The 22,791-nt window shown below is 33.5% G+C and carries 16 protein-coding genes, 1 tRNA gene and 3 pseudogenes; 12 read left to right on the forward strand and 8 right to left on the reverse strand.

Annotated features, from left to right (window positions below):
* Positions 1-13 precede the first annotated feature (13 nt).
* From BM024_RS13930 to BM024_RS12605, 5 genes and pseudogenes are all read left to right on the forward strand, one after another.
* A pseudogene (locus BM024_RS13930) lies at positions 14-2,848 on the forward strand (condensation domain-containing protein); the annotation flags it as partial.
* A 117-nt stretch (positions 2,849-2,965) separates the two neighbouring features.
* A pseudogene (locus BM024_RS13935) lies at positions 2,966-4,279 on the forward strand (non-ribosomal peptide synthetase); the annotation flags it as partial.
* Positions 4,280-4,387: 108 nt separating this feature from the next.
* Positions 4,388-8,566, forward strand: a pseudogene (locus BM024_RS13940) (amino acid adenylation domain-containing protein); the annotation flags it as partial.
* A gap of 27 nt (positions 8,567-8,593) precedes the next feature.
* A complete protein-coding gene (locus tag BM024_RS12600; RefSeq protein WP_090681039.1) occupies positions 8,594-9,634 on the forward strand; it encodes a MupA/Atu3671 family FMN-dependent luciferase-like monooxygenase in 1,041 nt (346 codons plus the stop codon).
* A gap of 225 nt (positions 9,635-9,859) precedes the next feature.
* On the forward strand, positions 9,860-10,651 hold the full coding sequence (locus BM024_RS12605; RefSeq protein WP_090681042.1) for a phytanoyl-CoA dioxygenase family protein: 792 nt from the start codon (positions 9,860-9,862) through the stop codon (positions 10,649-10,651).
* Positions 10,652-11,546: 895 nt separating this feature from the next.
* On the opposite strand, the gene BM024_RS13920 is transcribed toward BM024_RS12605, so the two are convergent.
* Positions 11,547-11,699, reverse strand: coding sequence for a transposase (locus BM024_RS13920; protein WP_394333277.1), 153 nt, complete (start codon positions 11,697-11,699; stop codon positions 11,547-11,549).
* A gap of 432 nt (positions 11,700-12,131) precedes the next feature.
* On the opposite strand from BM024_RS13920, the gene BM024_RS12615 reads away from it, so the two are divergent.
* Positions 12,132-12,680, forward strand: a complete 549-nt coding sequence (locus BM024_RS12615; RefSeq protein ID WP_090681047.1) for a DUF3575 domain-containing protein — start codon at positions 12,132-12,134, stop codon at positions 12,678-12,680.
* Here BM024_RS12615 and BM024_RS13795 read toward each other — a convergent pair.
* Positions 12,677-13,108 carry a hypothetical protein gene (locus tag BM024_RS13795; RefSeq protein ID WP_218148714.1) on the reverse strand — a complete coding sequence of 144 codons (432 nt, stop codon included), beginning with the start codon at positions 13,106-13,108 and terminating at the stop codon, positions 12,677-12,679. The two genes, BM024_RS12615 and BM024_RS13795, sit on opposite strands and share 4 nt — an antisense overlap.
* 358 nt (positions 13,109-13,466) lie before the next feature.
* Here BM024_RS13795 and BM024_RS12625 point away from each other — a divergent pair, with 358 nt between their 5' ends.
* Positions 13,467-13,772, forward strand: a complete 306-nt coding sequence (locus tag BM024_RS12625) for a hypothetical protein (RefSeq protein ID WP_090681050.1) — start codon at positions 13,467-13,469, stop codon at positions 13,770-13,772.
* A gap of 291 nt (positions 13,773-14,063) precedes the next feature.
* Here BM024_RS12625 and BM024_RS12630 read toward each other — a convergent pair.
* Positions 14,064-14,137: transfer RNA gene (locus tag BM024_RS12630), tRNA-Met, on the reverse strand.
* 157 nt (positions 14,138-14,294) lie between these two features.
* On the opposite strand from BM024_RS12630, the gene BM024_RS12635 reads away from it, so the two are divergent.
* Together BM024_RS12635 and BM024_RS12640 are read left to right on the forward strand one after the other, a co-directional pair.
* Complete coding sequence (locus tag BM024_RS12635) at positions 14,295-14,681, forward strand: START-like domain-containing protein (RefSeq protein ID WP_090681052.1); 387 nt, start codon at positions 14,295-14,297, stop codon at positions 14,679-14,681.
* A 40-nt stretch (positions 14,682-14,721) separates the two neighbouring features.
* The gene (locus BM024_RS12640) at positions 14,722-15,567 is read left to right on the forward strand and encodes an aminotransferase class IV (RefSeq protein WP_090681055.1); all 846 of its coding nucleotides are present in this window, start codon (positions 14,722-14,724) and stop codon (positions 15,565-15,567) included.
* Here BM024_RS12640 and BM024_RS12645 read toward each other — a convergent pair.
* The 5 genes from BM024_RS12645 to BM024_RS12665 form a co-directional block, all read right to left on the reverse strand.
* Complete coding sequence (locus tag BM024_RS12645; RefSeq protein WP_090681057.1) at positions 15,564-16,130, reverse strand: YqgE/AlgH family protein; 567 nt, start codon at positions 16,128-16,130, stop codon at positions 15,564-15,566. The two genes, BM024_RS12640 and BM024_RS12645, sit on opposite strands and share 4 nt — an antisense overlap.
* 96 nt (positions 16,131-16,226) lie before the next feature.
* Positions 16,227-16,505, reverse strand: coding sequence for an HU family DNA-binding protein (locus BM024_RS12650; protein WP_090681060.1), 279 nt, complete (start codon positions 16,503-16,505; stop codon positions 16,227-16,229).
* Between the two features lie 165 nt (positions 16,506-16,670).
* On the reverse strand, positions 16,671-17,615 hold the full coding sequence (gene fmt, locus BM024_RS12655) for a methionyl-tRNA formyltransferase (protein WP_090681063.1): 945 nt from the start codon (positions 17,613-17,615) through the stop codon (positions 16,671-16,673).
* Positions 17,612-19,510: a RecQ family ATP-dependent DNA helicase gene (locus tag BM024_RS12660; RefSeq protein ID WP_090681065.1), complete on the reverse strand. Its 1,899-nt coding sequence runs from the start codon at positions 19,508-19,510 to the stop codon at positions 17,612-17,614. The genes fmt and BM024_RS12660 overlap by 4 nt, the downstream gene beginning before the upstream one ends.
* A 77-nt stretch (positions 19,511-19,587) precedes the next feature.
* Positions 19,588-20,121 carry an AAA family ATPase gene (locus BM024_RS12665; protein WP_090681068.1) on the reverse strand — a complete coding sequence of 178 codons (534 nt, stop codon included), beginning with the start codon at positions 20,119-20,121 and terminating at the stop codon, positions 19,588-19,590.
* 144 nt (positions 20,122-20,265) lie between these two features.
* On the opposite strand from BM024_RS12665, the gene BM024_RS12670 reads away from it, so the two are divergent.
* From BM024_RS12670 to murA, 3 genes are all read left to right on the forward strand, one after another.
* On the forward strand, positions 20,266-20,550 hold the full coding sequence (locus BM024_RS12670; protein WP_090681070.1) for a DUF493 family protein: 285 nt from the start codon (positions 20,266-20,268) through the stop codon (positions 20,548-20,550).
* 106 nt (positions 20,551-20,656) lie between these two features.
* Entirely contained in the window at positions 20,657-21,343 is a 687-nt protein-coding gene (locus BM024_RS12675) for a DUF4290 domain-containing protein (protein ID WP_090681073.1), read from the forward strand.
* Between the two features lie 2 nt (positions 21,344-21,345).
* Complete coding sequence (gene murA / locus BM024_RS12680; protein WP_090681074.1) at positions 21,346-22,659, forward strand: UDP-N-acetylglucosamine 1-carboxyvinyltransferase; 1,314 nt, start codon at positions 21,346-21,348, stop codon at positions 22,657-22,659.
* The last annotated feature ends 132 nt before the right edge of the window (positions 22,660-22,791 follow it).

Genomic DNA, 22,791 nt, shown 5'->3' on the forward strand with positions numbered 1-22,791 from the left:
TCGTATCTCTTATATTGTTCGAGATATCGGATGTAGTTTGTTGCTTACTGATAGTTCTACAAAGGATGTTTTGAACTCTTTATTATTAGATGTCACTACAATAATATTAGGAGGTTCTTCTGCTGTATATAATAACTATTCAGTTGGTTCATTAGATTTATCTTACCCATCTAATTCTTTGAGTTATGTGATTTATACCTCAGGTAGTACTGGAGTTCCTAAAGGAGCAATGATAGATCATTGTGGTTTATTAAATCACCTTTTGGTAATGATAGATGAGTTAGAAATGGATAGTAGTAGTGTTGTAGCTTTTACAGCACCATTTACCTTTGATATTTCGGTATGGCAATTATTAAGTGGTTTATTATGTGGAGCTCGCATAGCTATTTATAATGAGCGTATGATTTTGGATACCTATGATTTTCAAGAAGCTTTATCGACATATCAAGTTACACATCTTCAATTGGTTCCTTCGTACTTGTTAAGTTTATTAGAAACAGATTCAAGGAAAGGCTTAGAAGATTTACATTATTTTTTAATTACTGGAGAGGCAGCTACGGTATCATTATTACGATCATGGTTTTCTTTATACCCTTCTATTCCTGTAGTAAACGCTTATGGTCCGGCAGAAGCATCCGATGATGTGAGCCTTCATATCATGAAAGAATCTCCAAAAAGTGTTGTTGTTCCTGTTGGGAAACCAGTAGCCAATATGTCTTTGTATGTAGTGGATATCTTTGATAATTTGTGTCCAGTAGGTATAATAGGAGAGTTATGGGTTAGTGGAGTAGGTGTAGGTCGTGGTTATTTAAACCAACCTGAACTTACATCTGAAAAATTTATAAAGAATCCATTTAAAGAAGGTGAACGAGTATATAAGACAGGCGACTTAGCCCGTTGGTTACCTGATGGTATTATAGAATATATAGGCAGAAAAGATGATCAGGTTAAAATCCGTGGCTATCGAATCGAGCTTGGCGAGATAGAGAATGTATTATCTTCTTTACCGGGAGTAACACATTGTTGTGTACTAGCTAAGGAAGATATAGGTGGCAACAAGCGCCTGGTTGGTTATATTGTGTTTGAGGGTGATTTCGATAAAGAAGTATTACAAAACCAATTAAAGCTAAGCTTGCCGGAGTATATGGTTCCTCAATTATGGGTGACTTTAGAAGAAATGCCATTAACCAGTAATGGAAAGCTGGATAAGAAGTCATTACCAGATCCTGATAGTTCAGAATTATCCAGCAAAGAATATGTAGCACCACGCAACGAAACAGAAACACAATTAGCAGAAATCTGGCAGAATTTATTAGGAGTGGAACAAGTAGGAATTCATGATGATTTCTTTGAATTGGGCGGTCATAGTTTACTGGCCACGCGTTTAGTTTCGATGATTCGTAAAGATTTGATGATAGAAGTTTCTATCCGTGAAGTATTTGAATATACCACAATTTCTGAATTAGGGACTCATATATCAGTCCAGTCAGAAGGGGTTTTATTGCCAGGTATCGTTGTAGAGGATCGTCCGGCTCGTATTCCTTTATCGTTTAGTCAGGAGCGACTATGGTTTTTAGATCAGTTACAAGGCAGTACCGAATATCATATCCCTATTGTTCTTAGTTTAGAAGGAGCATTAGAGGTATCAATATTAGAGCAAACCTTACAGGAAATTGTTTCGCGTCATGAAGTACTGCGCAGTTTGCTTTTATCAGAAGAAGGAATCGGTTATCAGGAAATTATTAGCGCAGAAAGCTGGTCATTAGATCAATTAGAAATAAAGAATGCATCAATGCTGGAAAGTAGTCTGGAGGATTATCTGATGCGCCCTTTTGATTTATCAAAAGATTATAAGTTACGAGCTTGTTTGTGTACATTAGGGAATGAGAAGTATGTTTTGGCTTGCGTTTTTCATCATATTGCCAGTGATGGCTGGTCAGAGGGAATCCTGACCAATGAGTTTATGGGATTATACAGTGCTCTGCAGTCTGGCCGTAAGGCAGTTCTACCGGAGCTTAGCTTACAATACACAGATTATGCCATTTGGCAGCGCAAGTATTTAGAAGGCGCTGTTTTAGATAATCAGTTATCCTATTGGGAAGAAAAATTAAAAGATGTAAGTGCCTTGTCTTTACCTACGGATTATGTTCGTCCTTCAGTACAGAGCAATGCCGGAGCTAGTGTTTCTTTAGAGTTAGATCAGAACTTGAGAAATTCATTAATTTTTTTATGTAAAGAAGAAGGTGTGACGCTGTTTATGTTATTGCTATCCGCCTTTAAGGTATTGTTATCCCGATATAGTGGACAGGACGATATTTGCGTAGGAACACCAATTGCGAATCGAACCCAATTAGAGTTAGAAGGAATGATTGGTTTTTTTGTAAACATGCTTGCACTTCGCAGTGATTTAAGCGGCGATCCTAGTTTCAAGGATTTATTGTCAAGAGTAAAGCAGACAACTCTGGAGGGTTATGATCATCAGTTAACACCTTTTGAAAAGGTTGTTGATAGGGTGATTACGACCCGAGATATGAATGTGACTCCATTGTTTCAAGTTTTATTTTCATTACAAAATGAGGGGGATAATTTTGAAGAAAAAGACAGAGGTTTAAATGATATTATCATTTCAGGATATGAGTTCGATAACGCTACTTCCAAGTTTGATTTAGCATTTAGTGTATTAGAGAGTAGCAATGGCATTTCATTAGGAATAAATTATTGTACAGCTTTATTTGATAAGACTACGATCGACCGTATGTTATCACAATATCAAGAGTTGTTGGTTAGTATTGTAAGTAATATCACGCTGCCGATAAACAATATATCGATGCTCACCCAAGAAGAAAAACATCAATTATTGGATGTTTTCAACAATACTGATGTTGCCTATCCATTAGATAAAACCGTAGTAGATTTGTTCACCGAACAGGTTAAACGAACACCAAATGCTATCGCAGTTGTTTATGAACAAGGAGAGCTAACCTATAAAGAATTAGATAACCACTCAAATCAATTGGCTCATTATTTATTATCTAATAATAATATTAGTACAGATAGTCTAATTGGAGTAGTTTTAGATCGCAGTGAATGGTTAATTATTTCGTTTCTTGCTATATTGAAAACAGGTGCAGCTTATGTGCCAATAGACCCAAATTTTCCAGAAGAAAGAAAAACGTATATAAAGAAAGACAGTAATTGTAGTATTATTGTAGATACTCTATTACTAGAAGCATTCAAAGAGGATAGTTCTTCGTATTCTGATGATTTACCTGAAATAAATATAAGCCCTGATAATTTGGCATATGTTATCTATACTTCAGGTAGCACAGGCAAACCTAAAGGGGTTATGATTGAGCATAGAAACTTGGTTCATTTATGTTTTTGGCATCGATTAGCCTATTCTGTAACTGCTAAAAGCAGAAGTACTCTATTCTCAGGAGTTGGTTTTGATGCTAGTGTTTGGGAAATTTATCCATACTTGCTTTTTGGAGCAAGCTTATATCCTATTTCTGAAAAATTCCATTACGATTTGGATAAATTTTCGAATTTTTTAATCGAGCATGCTATTACACATACTTACATGCCTACATTATTGTGTGAGAGCTTTGTAGATAAAGAAATCTCTTTACCAAACATTATTGTTTTAACAGGAGGAGAGGTATTACACTTAAATAAATCAAGTGATATTACTATTTATAATAATTACGGACCAACAGAAACTACAGTAGTTGCTACCAATTATAAAGTATTAAATACTCCAACCCCAATGGTTAAAATTCCTATTGGTAAGCCTATTAATAATACTCAGGTTTACATTATGAATGAAGTACAGAATCTCTTACCCATTGGAGTTGTTGGCGAATTGTGTATTGGTGGATTGGGCGTAGCCAGAGGTTATTTAAACCAAGAAGAATTAACGAATGAGAAGTTTATAGTAAATCCATTTAAAGAAGATGAACGAATTTATAAAACAGGCGATTTAGCCCGTTGGTTACCCGATGGAAATATAGAATATATTGGCAGAAAAGATGATCAGATTAAGATCCGAGGTTATCGAATCGAGTTGGGAGAGATTGAGAATGTATTGTCTTCTTTACCGGGAGTAACACAATGTTGTGTATTGGCTAAGGAAGATACACATGGAGCTAAACGCTTGGTTGGTTATGTTGTAACTAACGGTGATTTCAATAAAGAAATATTACAAAACCATTTAAAGCGAAGCTTGCCTGAGTATATGGTTCCCCAATTGTGGGTAACTTTAGAAGAAATGCCATTAACCAGTAACGGAAAGCTGGATAAGAAGTCATTACCGGATCCGGATAACTCAGAATTATCCAGTGAAGAATATGTAGCACCACGCAACGAAACCGAAGCGCAGTTAGCAGAAATCTGGCAGAATTTATTAGGATTAGAACAAGTAGGAATTCATGATAATTTCTTTGAATTGGGTGGTCATAGTTTATTGGCGACGCGTTTAGTTTCAATGATTCGTCAGGAGTTATCAATAGAGATTTCTATTAGAGATGTTTTTGAATATACGACGATTTCTGAATTAAGTACTCAAATATCAAAACAGTCAGAAGTGGTTTTATTGCCAAGTATTGTTGCAGAGGAGCGTCCGGCTCGTATCCCATTATCGTTTAGTCAGGAACGACTATGGTTTTTGGATGCATTGCAAGGCAGTACCGAATATCACATCCCTAGTGTTCTTAGTTTAGAAGGAGCATTAGAGGTATCGATACTGGAACAAACCTTATATGAAATAGTCTCGCGCCATGAGGTTTTACGCAGTATGCTTCTTTCAGAAGAAGGAATCGGTTATCAGAAAATTATCAGCGCCGAGGGTTGGTCATTGGATAGAGCAATTGTATCAAATGAGTTATTATTAGAAAATAATATAGCAGGCTACCTGAATAAACCTTTTAATTTATCGAAAGATTACAAGCTTCGAGCATGTTTATATACATTAGGGAATGATAAGTATGTTTTGGCTTGTGTATTTCATCATATTGCCAGTGATGGCTGGTCAGGGGGAATCCTTAATAATGAGTTTCTGGAATTGTACAGTGCTCTGCAATCGGGTCGTCCAGTAGCATTACCGGAGCTTAGTTTACAATACGCAGATTATGCCATTTGGCAGCGCAAGTATTTAGAAGGCGCTGTTTTAGAGGAACAGTTATCATATTGGAAATCAAAATTAAGTGGTGCAAGCACATTATCTTTACCTACGGATTATGTTCGCCCTCCTGTGCAGAGCAATGCAGGAGCAGGTATTTCTGTAGAGTTAGGCCAGAAATTGGGAACTTCTTTAAGTTCTATATGTCAGCAAGAAGGCGTTACGTTCTTTATGTTGTTGTTATCTGCTTTTAAGATTTTATTATCTCGTTATAGTGGACAGGATGATATTTGTGTAGGAACACCAATTGCGAATAGAACGCACTCGGATTTAGAAGGAATGATAGGCTTTTTTGTCAATACCTTAGCACTTCGCAGTGATTTAAGTGGCGATCCTAGTTTCAAGGATCTATTAGCAATGGTAAAACAAACAACTTTAGAGGGTTATGACAATCAGCTGACACCTTTTGAGAAGGTTGTAGATCGAGTGATTACGACCCGGGATACGAACATGACACCATTGTTTCAGGTAATGTTTGATTTTCAAAACGTGGAATCAAACTCTGCAGAAGTTGTAGAACAAGGAGTCGGTATAAAAGGAGTTACACTATCAAATTACGCTTTTGATATTGTTACAGCTCAATTTGATATAATATTTAGTGTATCAGAAAGTAGCAATGGCATTTCGTTAGGAATAAATTATTGCACGGCTTTATTTGATAAATCAACAATAGATCGAATGTTGCTGCATTATCAAGAGTTGTTGGTTAGTATTGCAGGCAATATCACGCAGCCGATAAGCAATCTATCGATGCTCATCAAAGAAGAAAAACATCAATTACTGGATGTTTTTAATGACACCGATACTGCATATCCAAAAGACAAGACTGTAGTAGATATATTCGAAGAGCAGGTTAAACGCACCCCGGATGCAGTCGCTTTAGTTCATGGAGATAGTTCTATGACTTATAAAGAATTAGAGGAACGTTCCAATCAATTAGTTCATTACCTAAAATCTATGGGTGTGACTAGCGATTCCAGAATAGCTATTCTGTTTGATAAGCGTTTTGAAATGATCATTAGTATGTTAGGTATTCTCAAATCAGGATGTACTTATGTTCCACTAGATGCTTCATTACCATCGAATCGTTTATCCTATATACTTGAAGATTCTAGCGTGAGCTTTCTTCTTTACAGTGAAAATTCTTTGCTGTCTAAGTTATCTGTTTCAGAATTTATTTTTCTCTTAGACATTACAGAATCATATATTTATGAATCTTTGGCTATTTCATGTGAAATAACACCTGCTTCAGCAGCTTATGTTATGTATACCTCAGGAACCACGGGCAATCCAAAAGGAGTGATGGTTAGCCATGGCAATATTGTTAGTTTATGTACAAGTTGTGATTATACTGCTTTAAATTCAGATACTGTTTGGCTGTCCACCGGATCTATTGCTTTTGATGCTACAACCTTGGAGTTTTGGGGTACTTTATTAAATGGAGGTCAATTAATATTAGCAGATACAAATTCTTTATTAGAGATCAACAGTTTAAAAGACCTTATAATCAAACATAAAGTTACCACTATGTGGATGACAGCCTCTTGGTTTCATCAGGTAGTTGAAGAAGATTCCTCTGTTTTTGAACCTCTTATTTCTTTGCTGGTTGGAGGAGATGTAGTCTTATTCAATTATACCAATAAGTTAAAAGAACTATATCCAGCTCTTCAGATTATCAATGGTTATGGTCCTACAGAGAATACTACATTTTCTACTACCTATAGTATTGACAGGGTAACAGAGAAGGCTCTTCCTATCGGGAAACCAATAAAAAACAGCCACGTATATATTACGGATTCGGAATTAAATTTAGTACCAGTAGGAGTTGTCGGTGAATTATGTGTTGGCGGAAGTGGAGTTGCATTAGGTTATTTAAACCAAGAAGAATTAACGTTAGAGAAATTCATAAATGATCCATTTAAAGAAGGCGAACGAATATATAAGACAGGGGATTTGGCACGCTGGTTACCAGATGGCAATATTGAGTTTATCGGCAGAAAAGATGATCAGGTTAAGATCCGCGGCTATCGAATTGAGTTAGGTGAGATTGAGAATGTATTGTCATCCTTACCGGGAGTAACACAATGTTGTGTATTGGCGAAGGAAGATGCAAATGGCACTAAGAGTCTAGTGGGTTATGTTGTCCTGGAAGATGCATTAGACAAAGAAGCTTTACAAGAACAACTAAAGCTAAGTTTGCCGGAGTATATGGTTCCTATGATCTGGGTTGCATTAGAAGTAATGCCATTAACCAATAATGGAAAGCTGGATAAAAAGTCATTACCGGATCCGGATGGTTCAGAATTATCAAGCAAAGAATATGTAGCACCCCGTAATGAAACGGAAGAACAGTTAGCTGTAATCTGGCAGGAAATATTAGGGATTGATAAAGTCGGAATCCATGATAATTTCTTCGAATTGGGTGGTCATAGTTTATTGGTTATAAAATTAGTTTCCCTTATTAATGAGGTATTCTCTACAGATATCAGTATTAATACGGTCTTTGAATATTCAACAATCTCTGAGTTTGTTGATAATATGCATTCAGTGAATCATTTTAAAAATAGTCTTATGGTTCCTTTGCAAGAAAAAGGAAGTCTAAACGCTATATATCTAACGCCACCAGGAAGCGGAACAGTGAATTGCTTTATTGAACTGATAAAACTATTAGGAAAAGATCAGCCTGTTTATGCATTTCAATGTTCAGGATTATATGGAGAATCTCCAATTTCAAAATCTATTGAAGAAATGGCTTCAACGTTTATTACAGAAATGCAAAAAAAGGATCCGCATGGTCCTTATCGACTTGGAGGATATTCATTTGGTGCAACCGTAGCTTATGAAATGGCAGTGCAATTACAAAATGGCGGATTTCACGTCGAAGAACTAGTGATTTTTGATGGAAGAGTTTCATTTAAAGATATTAGTAAATTTGATGAAGATAAATTATTTCGGGAATTTTTAGAAAACCAAACAGAGATATTTGGGGAAGACTTTAATTTTTTAGATTTAGCTCTTGAAGATAAATCTAAAGAAGAACAACTCGCAGCAGTAAACAAATTGCTCCGGGAGTCAGACTTTAAAGTGAGTGAGAAGGAACTAAAAGGACGTCTAGAAGTTAGTTTCTACAATGAAAATTGTTCTTATTTACACAAGGTAGAAGAAAAACTGAATACACAAGTTATCTTGTTTAAAACAACATATGCAGAAATGGATGGAAAAATAGTTTTTAACGATGATGATGTTTATGGATTTGACTATGGGTGGAATAAATATACTAATAAAGAAGTAATAGTACATTCAATATCTACAACCCATGATGCACTGTTAAATAGAGAAAATGTTGAGCAAATTTGTATGTATCTTAAAACATTAAGTAATAATAATTAAGCAGATAATTTAAAAAACTAAAAATATATGGAATTTGGAATTATGTTTTTTGCTAGTAGTGAAGATTCCTTATCAGGAAATATTTATGATTTGGTAAAAAAGTGCGCCGTTTATGGTGATGAAAATAATTTCTCATCTATTTGGGTTCCAGAACGTCATTTTACAGAATTTGGAGGAATATTTAATAATCCGGCAGTGCTTCAAGCAGCTCTGGCAAGTATAACCAAAAGAATAAGACTCAATAGTGGAAGTGTCGTTATGGCACTTCACGATCCCATACGGGTAGCAGAAGAATGGGCAATGGTTGATAATTTATCTAATGGACGTGTTGGATTATCAGTGGCTTCAGGATGGAATCCAGATGATTTTGTTTTTTTCTCACAAAATTATAAAGACAAACATAAAGTAATGTATGAAGGAATATCTACAGTTAAAAAGTTATGGAGAGGAGAATCTATAGAGCGATTAAGTGGTAATGGGAAAAAGGTAGCTGTCAAGATATATCCATCTACAGTCCAAAAAGAAGTGCCATTTTATCTAACGGTAAGCGCAAATTCTGAAGGATTTAAAAATGCAGGAAAATTAGGGTTTAATATTCTGACTTCAGTTCTAGATCAAACAGTGGAAGAGTTGTCAGAAAAAATAGACCTCTATCGACAAGCACGTAGAGAAAACGGTTTTGATCCTAAAACAGGTAAAATTACCTTGATGCTGCACACATTTATTGGGTTAGATAATGAAGCTATAAAAGAGGAAGCAAGAAAACCCTACTGTAATTTTTTAAAACGAAATAAAAAATTATTTGAAGGAATGGCTTATAATAGAGATAGTGATTTTTCATTGGATTCGTTGTCAGAGGAAGATCTGGATGATTTTTTGAATTTTCTATATGAAAGATTTGCTAATACCAAAGGATTGATAGGCAGTAAAGAAGCGTGCATGGATATGGTGCAAAAAACAGAAGAGGCAGGAGTGGATGAAATAGCCTGCTTGCTTGATTTTGGTCCGTCATCTGATAGAATATTGGAAAATTTAAAATACATAACTGAATTAAAGCAATCTTGCTAAAATATTCGGTAATGTATTAGACGTGTTGTTGGTCAATTCTTAGATTGGCATCTGCAAATCAGTAATTTATATAGTATTTCACAAACAAAAAAAGAACCTTCAGGTTGTTTTTTGTTTCCAATTGTGTACGCAGTGTAGGCACAATTGGATTGGTGCTTTAAAACTAAATTAGGAAAACCTTAATAGTAATAATAATTAAACAAGTAATTTTAAAAATTGAAAAAAATGAATAAAAGTCAAATCGAAAGTTATAATGAGGATGGTTATATTATAATTGAAAACATGTTTACTTTAGAGGAAGTGAATAAATACAAGAATGAAATATCTTATTTTGAAAATAAAAAGGATATACCAAATGTTATTTGCGAGGATAATAAGATTCGTTCGATATTTGCACCTCATATGTATTCTCAAGTATATGAAGACTTGTACAAAGATTTAAGGTTATTGAATATAGCTAAAAAATTGGTAAAGGAAAATTTATATTTATATCAATATAAATTAAATCTTAAAGAGCCATTTTTAGGAAAATGGTGGGAGTGGCATCAGGATTATCCCTATTGGCACTTCGATGATGGAGTGGCATCGCCAGATATGACTTCTGCAATGATTTATTTAGATGATGCAAAATCCTATCAAGGTCCTTTAATGGTTATTCCAGGGTCACATAAGGAAGGGATAGCAAAATTTAAAGAGAAAGATACTCTTGATAAAAATGATATATTAAATTCACTTAGTTCAAACTTAAAATTTACTGTTGATAATAGCATCGTTAAAGCATATGCAGATCAAAACGGTATTGAGGTTTTAGAACTTAAAGCCGGATCAGTTATTTTTTTTCATCCGAATTTGTTTCATGCTTCTACAGGTAATCTTTCTCCCTATGAAAGAGATACAGTCATAATAACTTATAATAGTATTAATAACTTGCCGGTTTCAGAAAATAAGAGACCTGATTATATTTGCTCTACAAACAATAGTGTTTTGACTGAAAGTGATGAATTGTGTAATTTATAATTTATTTCCATTTTAGAAAAACGATATAGATTAATGAAGCAGCTGTAAATTATTGCAGCTGTTTTTTTATAAGTTGATTTTTCATGGATAGTCTGGAAAAATGGTCAGTGAGACCATACTTTTTAGCATAATAATTTGACCAGTAGTGGAAAAATTGGTTCAATTGACCATTATCTATCAAAATGGAATGGTCATCTTCATTAGGTTTAAATTTATCGAATATTCAATAAAACCTCATAAATATTACTTACAAAACATTAGCCACTCACATCATAAAGATGTTTACAACATTTCAGAGGGTTATATGTTATTTTGCGAGTATAGTATTCCGTTCCAACGACTTGTTTCCTATTTTTCAATAATGCTAAGGATTATATCTCTTTTATTTCGTAGTCTTTCTCTTTAAAATCTTAAAGCTCCTACTCTTATATGGTCTGTTGTGCAGCCACGAGTATTGCGATTAATTGTGCGGCTGGTACCACCAGATTGTGTTTGGCATCCACTTCTGCCTGCATATTGAATGAAACTTCAACCGCTTGTCATTGCACCAGTAAGGCTCCGACATCTTATCAGTGGTGTTTAATTGGGGTTCACCGCTTGCTTGCAATTTCTCTTCCAGTAACTCATAGCAAAGTTTATTCTTTTACAAACGTGCTATCTTCTGTTGAACGTTTTTGATTTCTTTAGAATTCTCTTTCTTATCATTTTCTTCCAGTAGTCCTAAGTTTTGGTATCAATATATATTCCAAATGTTTGTCTATTTTCCTTTGATTAAAATTAGCTTTCTTGCTATTGTGCGCTCGGCTTTTGGTGCCATCTATAGCAATGGTTTCCCCTGCTATTAAATCAGCATCTTTTAAAAAGCTAACAAAGAGTTTGAATAAGTTCTTTAATGCTACAGGATTGTCTTTTCTGAAATCGGAGATGCTGTGGTAATTGGGACGAATATCTTCCAATAGCCATTCAATATTTCTAAACATTCTTTTTCTAATTTGCGACTGCTTCTTAATCTGGTGAGATAACAGTATAAATAGATTTTCAGAAATATTCCACTCTTATAACCTGACGACCTTCTTTTTTTTAAAGTGTTTTAACCTAAAACCCAAGCTTAGACAAATTTACAAAAAGATGCAAAGCATCTATAAAACGAACTTGATCATCGGCAGAAATAGGGTCTTCTAAACTTCAAATACGCATCAGATGTTGGGAAGTACCTAGGATATGTTGCATTCTTAAAATACGAAAAATCCTGTTTTTAAAAACAATACTTCCTATATTTGTTTAAAACTAAACGGAAGTTTTTTCACAGAATAACGTTGTACGACATTTGACTAAAAAAACGGATAAAAATAAAATTCAAAAACTTTTTACAAATTTTATTTATTTTATTAAGCTTATTTAACGAAATTTTTATGATAAAATTAATGCTTCAGAAAAAATATATCATAGGTTTGTTAAAATTAATTAACTGAAAAATCTTATGAAAAACATCTTTTTAGCTGTATTACTGTCTTCCTTTTTTTTTGTTAAAGCACAAAATAAAAAAGACATCATCCTAAATCCTTATGAGAAGAAAAATGAACTTATCTTGGATTTAATCGGACCGTTATTGAGTGGAGGAATTAATGCAAGTTATGAAAGACATTTAAACAAAAAGTCATCATTGGGAGTTACTTTATGTTATATATACGATAACACCAAGGAAACAGATATGAATTATTCCATATCTCCGTATTACAGAATGTATTTTGGCAAAAAATATGCTTCTGGTTTTTTTGTTGAAGGATTTGGAATGGTTCATTCAACTGATGGAAAAAAAATATATGACACAGTAGAAAAATTAACATTTACTGAAAACCCTAGTGTTATTAATCTTACCATTGGTGTAGGCTTAGGCTGGAGAGGTGTCGCAAAAAGTGGATTTACTTATGGCGCAAACCTAGGTATGGGAATAACTTTCTTAAATGCTGACAAAACTGACCACGACCACGTTGCTAAATTTTCTTTAAACGTAGGCTATCGATTTTAATGAAATTTCAGCATATAAACTTGGTTCTTTCTGGTAATGGTAATGAGGCTGTCCGAAAAGGGCAGCCTTTTTGATGTAGCAAATTTTAGGAATTGATTTTTCTTTGGTTGATTTATGAAAAAATATTCTGTTACGGTTTTAAAAAGGTAAATTTCGACTTTTGTAAGTCTATTTCGAACTCGTACAGAAAATTTTATGGCACAAACTTCTAAGTGGGCATTTATCACATCTTTTTGCTTGATAATATAGAACAAATTCTGGACAACAAACCGGTTGTCCTTCATTTTTTTCTTCTGCTCTTTATGAAAATAATTATACTTTACATAGGCTGTTATTTCTTTACTTTCAAGCATTTCGTAGTTTTCTTCGCTTCCATAACCAGCATCGGCTACCAACTGTTTTGCTTTGTTTTTGGTACCTTTTTTCAAATTCCTCCAGATGGGATTTTAAAGTTGCAGTATCGTTAGGTGTTTGATGGATAGATACGTTTGTAAGGAATTGATTTTCTGTGGATATCTGAGGATTATATGCAGGTTTTAACTGTCCGTTTTTCATATGGTCTTCCTTCATTCTTATAAAGGTAGCGTCAGGATCAGTCTTGCTGTAGGAGTTTCTATTGCCTAAAATCACTAAATCTTTTCGTGTTTTTCGAGTTTTGGCAGATGTTCCTCTTGAAGTTTTTGAAGCTCTTTGGCTGTTTTTTTGTTTGGCTCCTTGAGCTTTTTATTTAACTCAGCCAATTTTTCTTTTAGCTCTTCCGAGTTTATTTTTTTTGGTAACTCTTCCTTGTTAATCTTTCGGCTATCTGATGCTGCAGGCTGTAAATACAGAATAAATTCTGATACGGCTAACGAGGTATTTATAAAGAATTTAAAACAGTTTGTTCCTATACCGGAGATAAAAAATATTTATATTACTGTTTTATCAGAATGTTATAGAGAGCAGACCAAAGAAATATATGAAGAAAAGCTTAAAATAATAGCTCAGCTCAAAGATTATGAAAAGAGACTTTCGCACGCAAGAGATTTATTAGCAACACAACAAATCGATGCTTCAGATTATAGAGATATGAAATCTGATTATGGGCAGTAATTAACAGGCTGGAATTAAAATTAGCAGGTATTAATGTAGATGATCAAGATATTGATGAAATATTAAAAGTAGGTGTAGAAAACCTCTTGAAGCTCAATGAATACTACGATAGTGGGGATTGGTCTCAATCAAGAATTGGTTCGATTTATCCTGAGAATTTCACGATTTCAGAAAATCAGTTTCGAACTACAAGGATCAATGAAGTTTTGCAAGTTATCTATTTGATTAATAGTAGAATATCAACAAATAAAAAAGGGACAAAGAAGAAAAAGTCTTCTTTGTCCCATGTAGTAGCGAAGACGGGAGTTGAACCCGTGACCTCAGGGTTATGAATCCTGCGCTCTAACCAACTGAGCTACCTCGCCATTTTGGCTTGCATTACTTGTGCAATGCGGGTGCAAATATAGAATTAAAAATCAATATTCCAAAAATTATATATTTAAAGATTTAGATAAAAACTTAAATTTTTATTTTTTAATATTAATTTAAATGTTCTATATTACACGTCAAAATTGAAAAACTATGAAAATTAAGTACGAATTAGAATTCCCAATTAACTCATCTCCACAGCTGCTCTTTCAGTATATTTCTGATCCGTCTGGGTTGAGTGAATGGTTTGCTGATAATGTTAATTCTAGGGGGGAGTTTTACTCATTCCATTGGGATGATTCAGAAGAAAAAGCTCGGTTAGTTACAAAAAAAACAGATGAACGTGTTAAGTTTAGATGGCTAGATGAAGATAACGAAGAAACTGAGTATTTTTTCGAAATCAAAATTCTCAAAGACGAAATTACAAAAGATGTTAATTTAGTTGTAGTTGATTTTTCTGATGAGGAAGATTTAGAACAATCAAAACTTTTATGGGAAAATCAGATTTCAGATCTTAAACAAGTATTGGGTTCTGTATAATAAGCTTTATATTTGCTGTTCTTTTAAATAGAGGCATATAATGGTTAATTTAAACGGACAGCAAAAAGCTATTTCAAATATATCGATTGAAACCAATAGAGGGTTTCTCTATGGTGATGCAGTTTTCGAAACAATTAAAGTTTTAGATGGTAAAGTATTATTTTTAGAAGATCATTATTTTCGATTGATGTCTTCAATGAGGATATTGAGAATGGAAATTCCGATGAACTTTACTATGGAGTTTTTTGAGAAAGAAATTAAAAAATCTATTTCTATAGAGAATATCAACTCTTCAACGGCTTATAGAGTACGTTTTACGGTTTATAGGGATTCAGAGGGTTATTACTTACCAAAAGAGCAATCAATCGGGTACGTTGTGACTTCAGAGAGGCTTTTAAACGAAATGTATGTTTTTAATGAAGGGACATATGAAGTAGAATTGTTTCGTGATTTTTATATTACTAAACATTTGTTATCGACTTTAAAAACGACTAATAAATTAGTTCAAGTTGTAGGAAGTATTTTTGCGAAAGAGAATGGTTTTGAAAATTGTTTAGTATTAAATGATGAAAAAAATGTAATAGAAGCTCTACAGTCAAACTTGTTTGTTGTAAAGGGAAATCAAATTAAAACACCACCTGTTTCAGACGGATGTGTAAAAGGAGTAATGCGTAAGCAAATAATTGAATTAATTGCTAACAATAAGGATTATGAATTAGTAGAAGAATCCGTTTCACCATTTGAATTACAGAAAGCAGATGAGTTATTTTTAACAAACTGTATTGTTGGGGTTCAGGCAGTGAGTAAGTATAGAAAAAAAGAGTATACTACAAATGTTACTCAGGAATTACTGAAAAGACTTAATGCGAAAATCAGATTATCTTAATTAAAATCTGGATTTTCAGGGGCGTTTACCCAAATAGAATATTCCTTACCTAGATCTTGAATAAAAGACTTCCAAAGAGTCTGAGAGGGGGTAAGGAATATTTTTTTATAATCAATATTATCATAAATATGAATCCAGAAGTTATCGTCTATTTCATTATGTAGTTGATCAAAATCCCATCCCGAATAACCTAAGAAAAAACGAATGTCTTCTTTTTCTAGTTTTTTTGAATTGATTAGGTGTACAACTTGATCATAATCTCCTCCCCAATACATATGTTCATTAATGGCAACCCCATTGGAAATAAGATCAGGTCTAACATGAAGAAAGAAGACTTTATCTTGCTCAACTGGACCACCGTGATATATAGTGAAATTTGCGTTTATTTCCGATATTAAACTATTTATTTCAATGTCTAGGGGTTTGTTCAAAATAAAACCAATAGCTCCTTCTTCTTCGTATTCTGCAAGTATTATAACAGATCTAGAAAAAACACTATCTCCAGTTGCTGTTGTGGGTAATGAAAGCAGAAAATCACCTTTATTTATAAATGAGGGAAGCATAAGTTTGGGGTGTAAAAGAGAGTTTGCATTATTGAACATAAAAAAGACCCTACTGTAATAAGTAAGGTCTAATTTATATCGTATAAGATACTAATATTATTTCGTGTTAACTGCAGTTTCTAACTCTGAACCTGCTTTAAATTTAACTACGTTCTTAGCAGCAATTTGAATCGTTTTACCAGTTTGAGGATTTCTACCATCTCTAGCTGCTCTTTCAGATACAGACCAAGATCCAAAACCTACTAAAGAGATTTTACCACCTTTTTTCAAAGTTTCACCAACATTAGATAAAAAAGATTCTAGTGCTTTTTTAGCTGCTGCTTTTGAGATTCCTGCATCTTCTGCAATTGCATCAATTAATTCTGTTTTGTTCATAATAATTTTTTTTTAACGGTTATTTTAATACGTTCTCATACAAATTTAAAGTTATTCCTTTATAAAGCAAGTGTTGAGCAATAAATACTTTACCATTGTTAATAACTTTTTACTGTTTGTTGATAACTTACCTTGTTTTTTATAAAAACCCTCGAAGCCTATGTGTTATAAGGCTTTAGCGCTTTTACTTAGTTTTATCCCGTTTAATAGACTTGCAGTAGACATTTGTTTTTTTCCAGGAAACTGTAATTGAAGTATGTGAATGTATCCATCTGAAACGGCAATTTTCATTTCTTTTTTAGTAGTAATTATGGTACCTAAGGAATCTTGATGATTTGAAGCTTCAAATAGACTTTCATATATCTTAACTGTCCATGATTCGTCTTCATCTTTAAATTCGCACCAAGCAGTTGGGTAAGGACTTAATCCTCTTATGTGATTGTGAATCTCTTGACCTGATTTAGACCAATCAATTTTACAATTATCTTTATTTAATTTATAGGCTGTTTTAGTTTCTTCAGCTGGTTGAAGTATTGTCTTTACAGAATCGTTTTGAATGGCTTGTAACGTTTCAACAACAGCTATCGCTCCTAAATTCATTAATCTATCATGTAAAGCTCCTGCATTCTCTTCTGGTAATATAGATGTTTCTTTACGTAATATAATTGCTCCGGTGTCAATTTTTTCATCAATGAAAAAGGTTGTAACACCAGTTTTAGTTTCACCATTTATAATTGCCCAGTTAATAGGAGCAGCTCCTCTGTAGTCAGGAAGTAAAGAAGCGTGAAGATTGAAAGTTCCAAGTTCAGGAATTCTCCAAACAACTTCAGGTAACATACGGAAGGCAACTACTACTTGCAAGTTTGGATTTAAACTATTTAATTCGTCAAGAAACTCTTCTGATTTTAAGTTTGTTGGTTGTAGAATTTTAAGCTCTTTTTCCAAAGCATATTCTTTTACTGCGGAGTATTTTATTTTTTGTCCACGTCCTGCCGGACGGTCTGGAGCTGTTATTACAGCTACAACATTATATTGATTTTGGATCATGGCGTCTAGGATACCGACTGCAAAGTCTGGAGTTCCCATAAATACGATACGAAGATCTTTCATTTTAGTATATATTGATTATTTTCGTTTGGTGTAATTCTGTTTTCTTCCAACAATAACATAATTGCTGTCTGAATGTGTTTTGAGTTAGTTTCTAGAAGCTGTTCTATATCTTCTATGCTTCTCGGCCCAATTTCTAAAAGCGTTGTAATATCCGTAGTTAGTTTTTTTAAATTCGGAATAACTTCATTTTTTTTCTTTTTTAGACAGCTAGAGCATTTTTCACAATCTTTTAAACACTCTTCATCAAAATAGTGCAGTATGATTTTGTTTTTACAAATATCGTTATTCTCAACGTAGAACAACATAGATTTAAACTGCTTTTTCTTTAAATCATTTTGCTGCTTAAGGTAGGGGAGAGTTCTATAAAGAGTTCTGTCGTCTTCTCTTGCTTCGCAAAATACCATGGAAATGTCATTGTCTTCTGGTTCATATATACATAAATCATTCTCTTGCCATTTTAGCAAATAGTTTTTTAACAATTCTACTTCACTATCAATCAGTTCTGAAATCTTTTCTAAATTTAAGTCTATTTTGAATTCATTGATACCGGGGTAATTTCTAATAAGATGTAAAAGAAAATTCTCTTCATTTTCATCAGTCGACGCATAATCAAGGAGAACACTGCTAGAGGCAGTAAATTGAATGTTGGTTTTACTACCAAAGTTCTGTGAGAATTTAACAATGCTTTGACGGTCTAGAAATTGTAAGGCGTTGAATGTTTTCTTTGTAGGTAACTTATATAGAGTGCAAAATGCATTAAAATTAAAGCTGTGTTGAGAATTAAAACCCTCACCATAAGCAATTCTTAAAAAGTTGTTTAGTTTTCTGTAAACAAGCAATAGAAAGTCCTTGTCAAAAAGAGTGTTACTAAATGAGATATGATTTAGTTGTATGTCTTCATGATTGATGAGGAGTGTAGTAAAAGCTTTATCTCCATTTCTTCCAGCACGACCAGCCTCTTGGTAATAACTCTCGATATTTTCGGGAATTTGTATATGAATGACGTTTTTTACATTGTCTTTGTCTATTCCCATTCCAAAAGCATTAGTAGCGACGATAATAGGTGTTTTTTCATCAAGCCATGATTTCAAGCGTTTTTTCTTTTCGTTTGATGATAGTCCCCCGTGAAAAAAAGTACTTTGAAAATTAAGTTGGTTTAGTTTTTCTGAAAAAAGTTGACATTGTTTTCTATTTCTAGCATAAATAATAGTCGGAGCTGGATTTTTATGAAGAATTTTAAAGATAGTTTGTTCTTTGTCTTCTACTTTGTATACCCCATAATACAGATTGTCTCTATAGAAACTTTTTTTAAAAACTGTTGGTTTCTCAAGCTTAAGTAGTTCTATAATATCGTTTTGTGCTTGAAGGTTAGCAGAAGCGGTGAGTGCTATAAAAGGTTTGTCTGGGAAAACTTCTTTAAGTTTATGAATTTGTAGATAAGCTGGTCTGAAATCATGACCCCATTGGGAAACACAATGTGCCTCGTCAATTGCAATTAAATTAATTTTAAGTTTTTCCAAGCGCTCAATAATCCATGCTTGCTGCAGGCGTTCAGGTGCGAGGTAAAGGAATTTATAGTCACCATACATGCAGTTGTCAAGAATGTCAGAGATGTCTTCCATGCTATTGCTGCCCACAATTGCAGTAGCCTTAATACCTTTATGTTGTAAGTTTTGAACCTGATCTTCAATAAGAGCAATAAGCGGGGATATGACAAGACATATACCGGGAAGAATAAGACCTGGAATTTGAAAACAAATACTTTTACCGCCTCCAGTAGGTAGCAGTGCAAAAGTATCTTTGTTTGCAAGAACATTTTGGATAATCGCTTCTTGTGGATTTCTAAATTCCGAGTGTTTCCAATATTCTCGTAGTAACTCTATTGGTTGAATCATGCCACTATTTTGTCCGTTAAGTATAAAAGTATTCAAAAAAAAGAAGGGTTACAAGTTTTAAATGTACCCTTCTTATATTATAATTGGTTTAAGATAAAATCTGCCCGATTTGCTACAGTATCTTTTGGAACTTCAATTAGATTATAGCCATATTTATTATAAGTTTCGACTAAGTGTGAGTGAATGGTATTTGCTTGTTCAAAGTTTTCATAACGAGCTTCGTCACTTTGGTAAATAGTCTCCCAAGGTGGAAGTAAAAAGATCTTTGAGTAAGTATGTTTTTTGCAAGCCAAGTCAAAAGATTCAGGGTATTGATCTCCAATATAATGCATATAGGCAAGAACATCAGGAATACCTCTATCAATAAAAACTACATCAACCATTTCTTCACAAGCTTTTTGATGTTGTTTTATTCTACCTTCTAAAAGCAACTCGCTAAATAATAATGGGTTTTTTAGAAAAAGTTGATCGATTCCCTTTTTTTGAGCCTCTAAAGTAACCTCTCTAGAAATCTCAGGATAGCACACATGTCCTTGGTTCGACAAATAATCAATTAAAGTTGTTTTGCCTGATCCAGGACCTCCTATAATTAAAATGATGTTTTTATTCATTTCGCCTCAAAAAAATATGAAAGCGCAAAATTACAATAAAAACTTTGGTTACTAAAATTCTTTAACTACCTATGATTCTTAAACAGTGATAAAAGCATTTTAAAATATATATAAAAACCGTATATTTGCGTAAATAATACAATAATGGATACGAAAACAGAAGAGTTCTACGAGAGACTAAAAGGGGAATTAGAAAAAAGCACTTCATGGCCAAATTCTTATTTGTTTAAATTTATTGTTCCCGCGGATATTTCTAAAGTAGCTCGTATTGAACAAGCTTTTGATGGGTTAGATGCAGAAATCGAAACGCGTGATTCAAGTACTAAAAAGTTTACTAGTGTTTCTATTCGTGTAGTTATGCCTAATGCAGAAGCAGTCATTAATAAGTATAAAGATATGTCTTCAATTGAAGGAATCGTATCTCTATAATTTTCTTCATTTTCACTATAAGGCGTCAATAGTTTTATAGTATTTTAGTGGTAGTTTTTGTTTTTAAAAACAAAATGCTACGACTCGTTTAAAAACAAACCACATTATGGAAGCAGTTACGGAAAAGATAGTCTCAGAGTTGGAATACAACGCTCTAAGATCGCATTTAATCATACCTGAATATGGAAGACATATTCAAAAATTGATTGAACATGTTGTTTCAATTGAAGACAGTGTTGAGAGAAATAAAGCTGCTAAATATGCTATCTCTGTTTTGGGGAGCATGAATCCTCATTTAAGAGATGTACCTGATTTTCAGCATAAGTTGTGGGATCAGCTATTCATGATAGCGGATTTTAAATTAGATGTAGAGAGTCCATTTCCAATACCAAGTAGAGAATCAGTAAGTACTAAGCCAGAGCGATTAGATTATCCACAGAATTTCCCAAAATACCGTTTCTATGGTAATAATATCAAGTATATGATAGATAAAGCTATGGAGTGGGAAGAAGGAGAAATGAAGGATGCTTTAATTATGGTGATTGCTAATCACATGAAAAAAAGTTATTTGAGTTGGAATAAAGACACTGTAAAGGATGATGTGATATTTGAGCATCTATGTGAATTATCTAATGGAAAGATAAATCTTTTCAAGAAAGAAGAAGAGTTGTCTACCTCTTCAGATTTAATAAAAGTCAATAAAAAGGTATCAAATAAAAGCGGGTTTACAAACAATAATCCCAAAGGAAAGAAACAACATAAAAATTATCAAAACTCAAAAACTAAAAAATAGAAATGGGAACATTTAAAATTGAAGGAGGCGTTACTTTACGTGGAGAAGTTCATCCACAAGGAGCAAAAAACGAAGCCCTGCAAGTGTTATGTGCCGTTTTGTTAACCCCTGAAAAAGTTATTATTTCTAATATACCAGATATTATTGATGTCAACAAACTGATCAATTTATTGGTAAAACTAGGGGTAAAGGTTGAACGTTTGGGAGCTAACGAATTTTCGTTCCAAGCAGATGAATTAAATCTTGGTTATTTAGAATCAGAAGATTTCAAGGAAGAAGGAAAAGCACTAAGAGGATCGATCATGTTGGTTGGACCATTATTGGCACGTTTTGGAAAAGGATATATTCCAAAACCAGGAGGTGATAAAATCGGAAGAAGGCGTTTAGATACCCATTTTGAAGGCTTTATTAATTTAGGAGCTACTTTTAGATATAATAAAGAAGACCATTTTTATGGAGTGGAAGCAGAAGAACTGAAGGGAACTTATATGCTTTTAGATGAAGCTTCTGTTACAGGAACAGCTAATATTCTAATGGCTGCTGTTTTGGCAAAAGGAACTACTACAATTTATAATGCTGCTTGTGAGCCTTATACGCAGCAATTGTGTTCTATGTTGATTTCAATGGGAGCTAAAATTCAAGGAGTAGGTTCTAATTTATTGACAATTGAAGGAGTGAGTGCTTTAGGTGGTTGTAATCACCGTATCCTTCCAGATATGATTGAAATAGGTTCGTGGATAGGTTTAGCAGCCATGACACAAAGCGAAATAACTATAAAAAATGTAGGCTGGAAACATTTGGGATTAATACCAACAGCATTTAGAAAATTAGGGATTACGCTAGAGTTGTCAGGAGAAGATGATATTTATATTCCGGCTCATACTAATGGATATGAAATTCAAAATTTTATAGATGGGTCTATATTAACTGTTTCTGATGCACCTTGGCCTGGTTTAACACCAGATTTATTGAGTGTTATACTAGTAGTTGCAACTCAAGCAAGAGGGGAGATTCTACTTCATCAAAAAATGTTTGAAAGCAGATTGTTCTTCGTGGATAAGTTGATAGATATGGGGGCAAAGATTATTTTGTGTGATCCGCATAGAGCTGTCATTATTGGACATGATTTTAAATCAAAACTAAAGGCGACCAATATGTCTTCACCAGATATACGAGCAGGAATATCTCTTCTGATTGCTGCCTTATCTGCAAAAGGTACAAGTATTATTCAAAATATTGACCAAATCGATAGAGGATATGAACGAATCGATGAAAGACTACGTGCATTAGGCGCTAAAATTGAAAGAGTCAATTAAACTGAAACGTTTTCTTATATTACATACATAGGAGTGAAACATATTGTTTTACTCCTTTTTTTTTAAAATAATTAAACGAGTGTCAGTGATTTTAGAAAAATAGAAAGAACACTTAAAGGTCTCTAGATAGAA

This window comes from Myroides guanonis (assembly GCF_900114085.1).
GTDB classification, from domain to species: Bacteria; Bacteroidota; Bacteroidia; order Flavobacteriales; family Flavobacteriaceae; genus Flavobacterium; species Flavobacterium guanonis.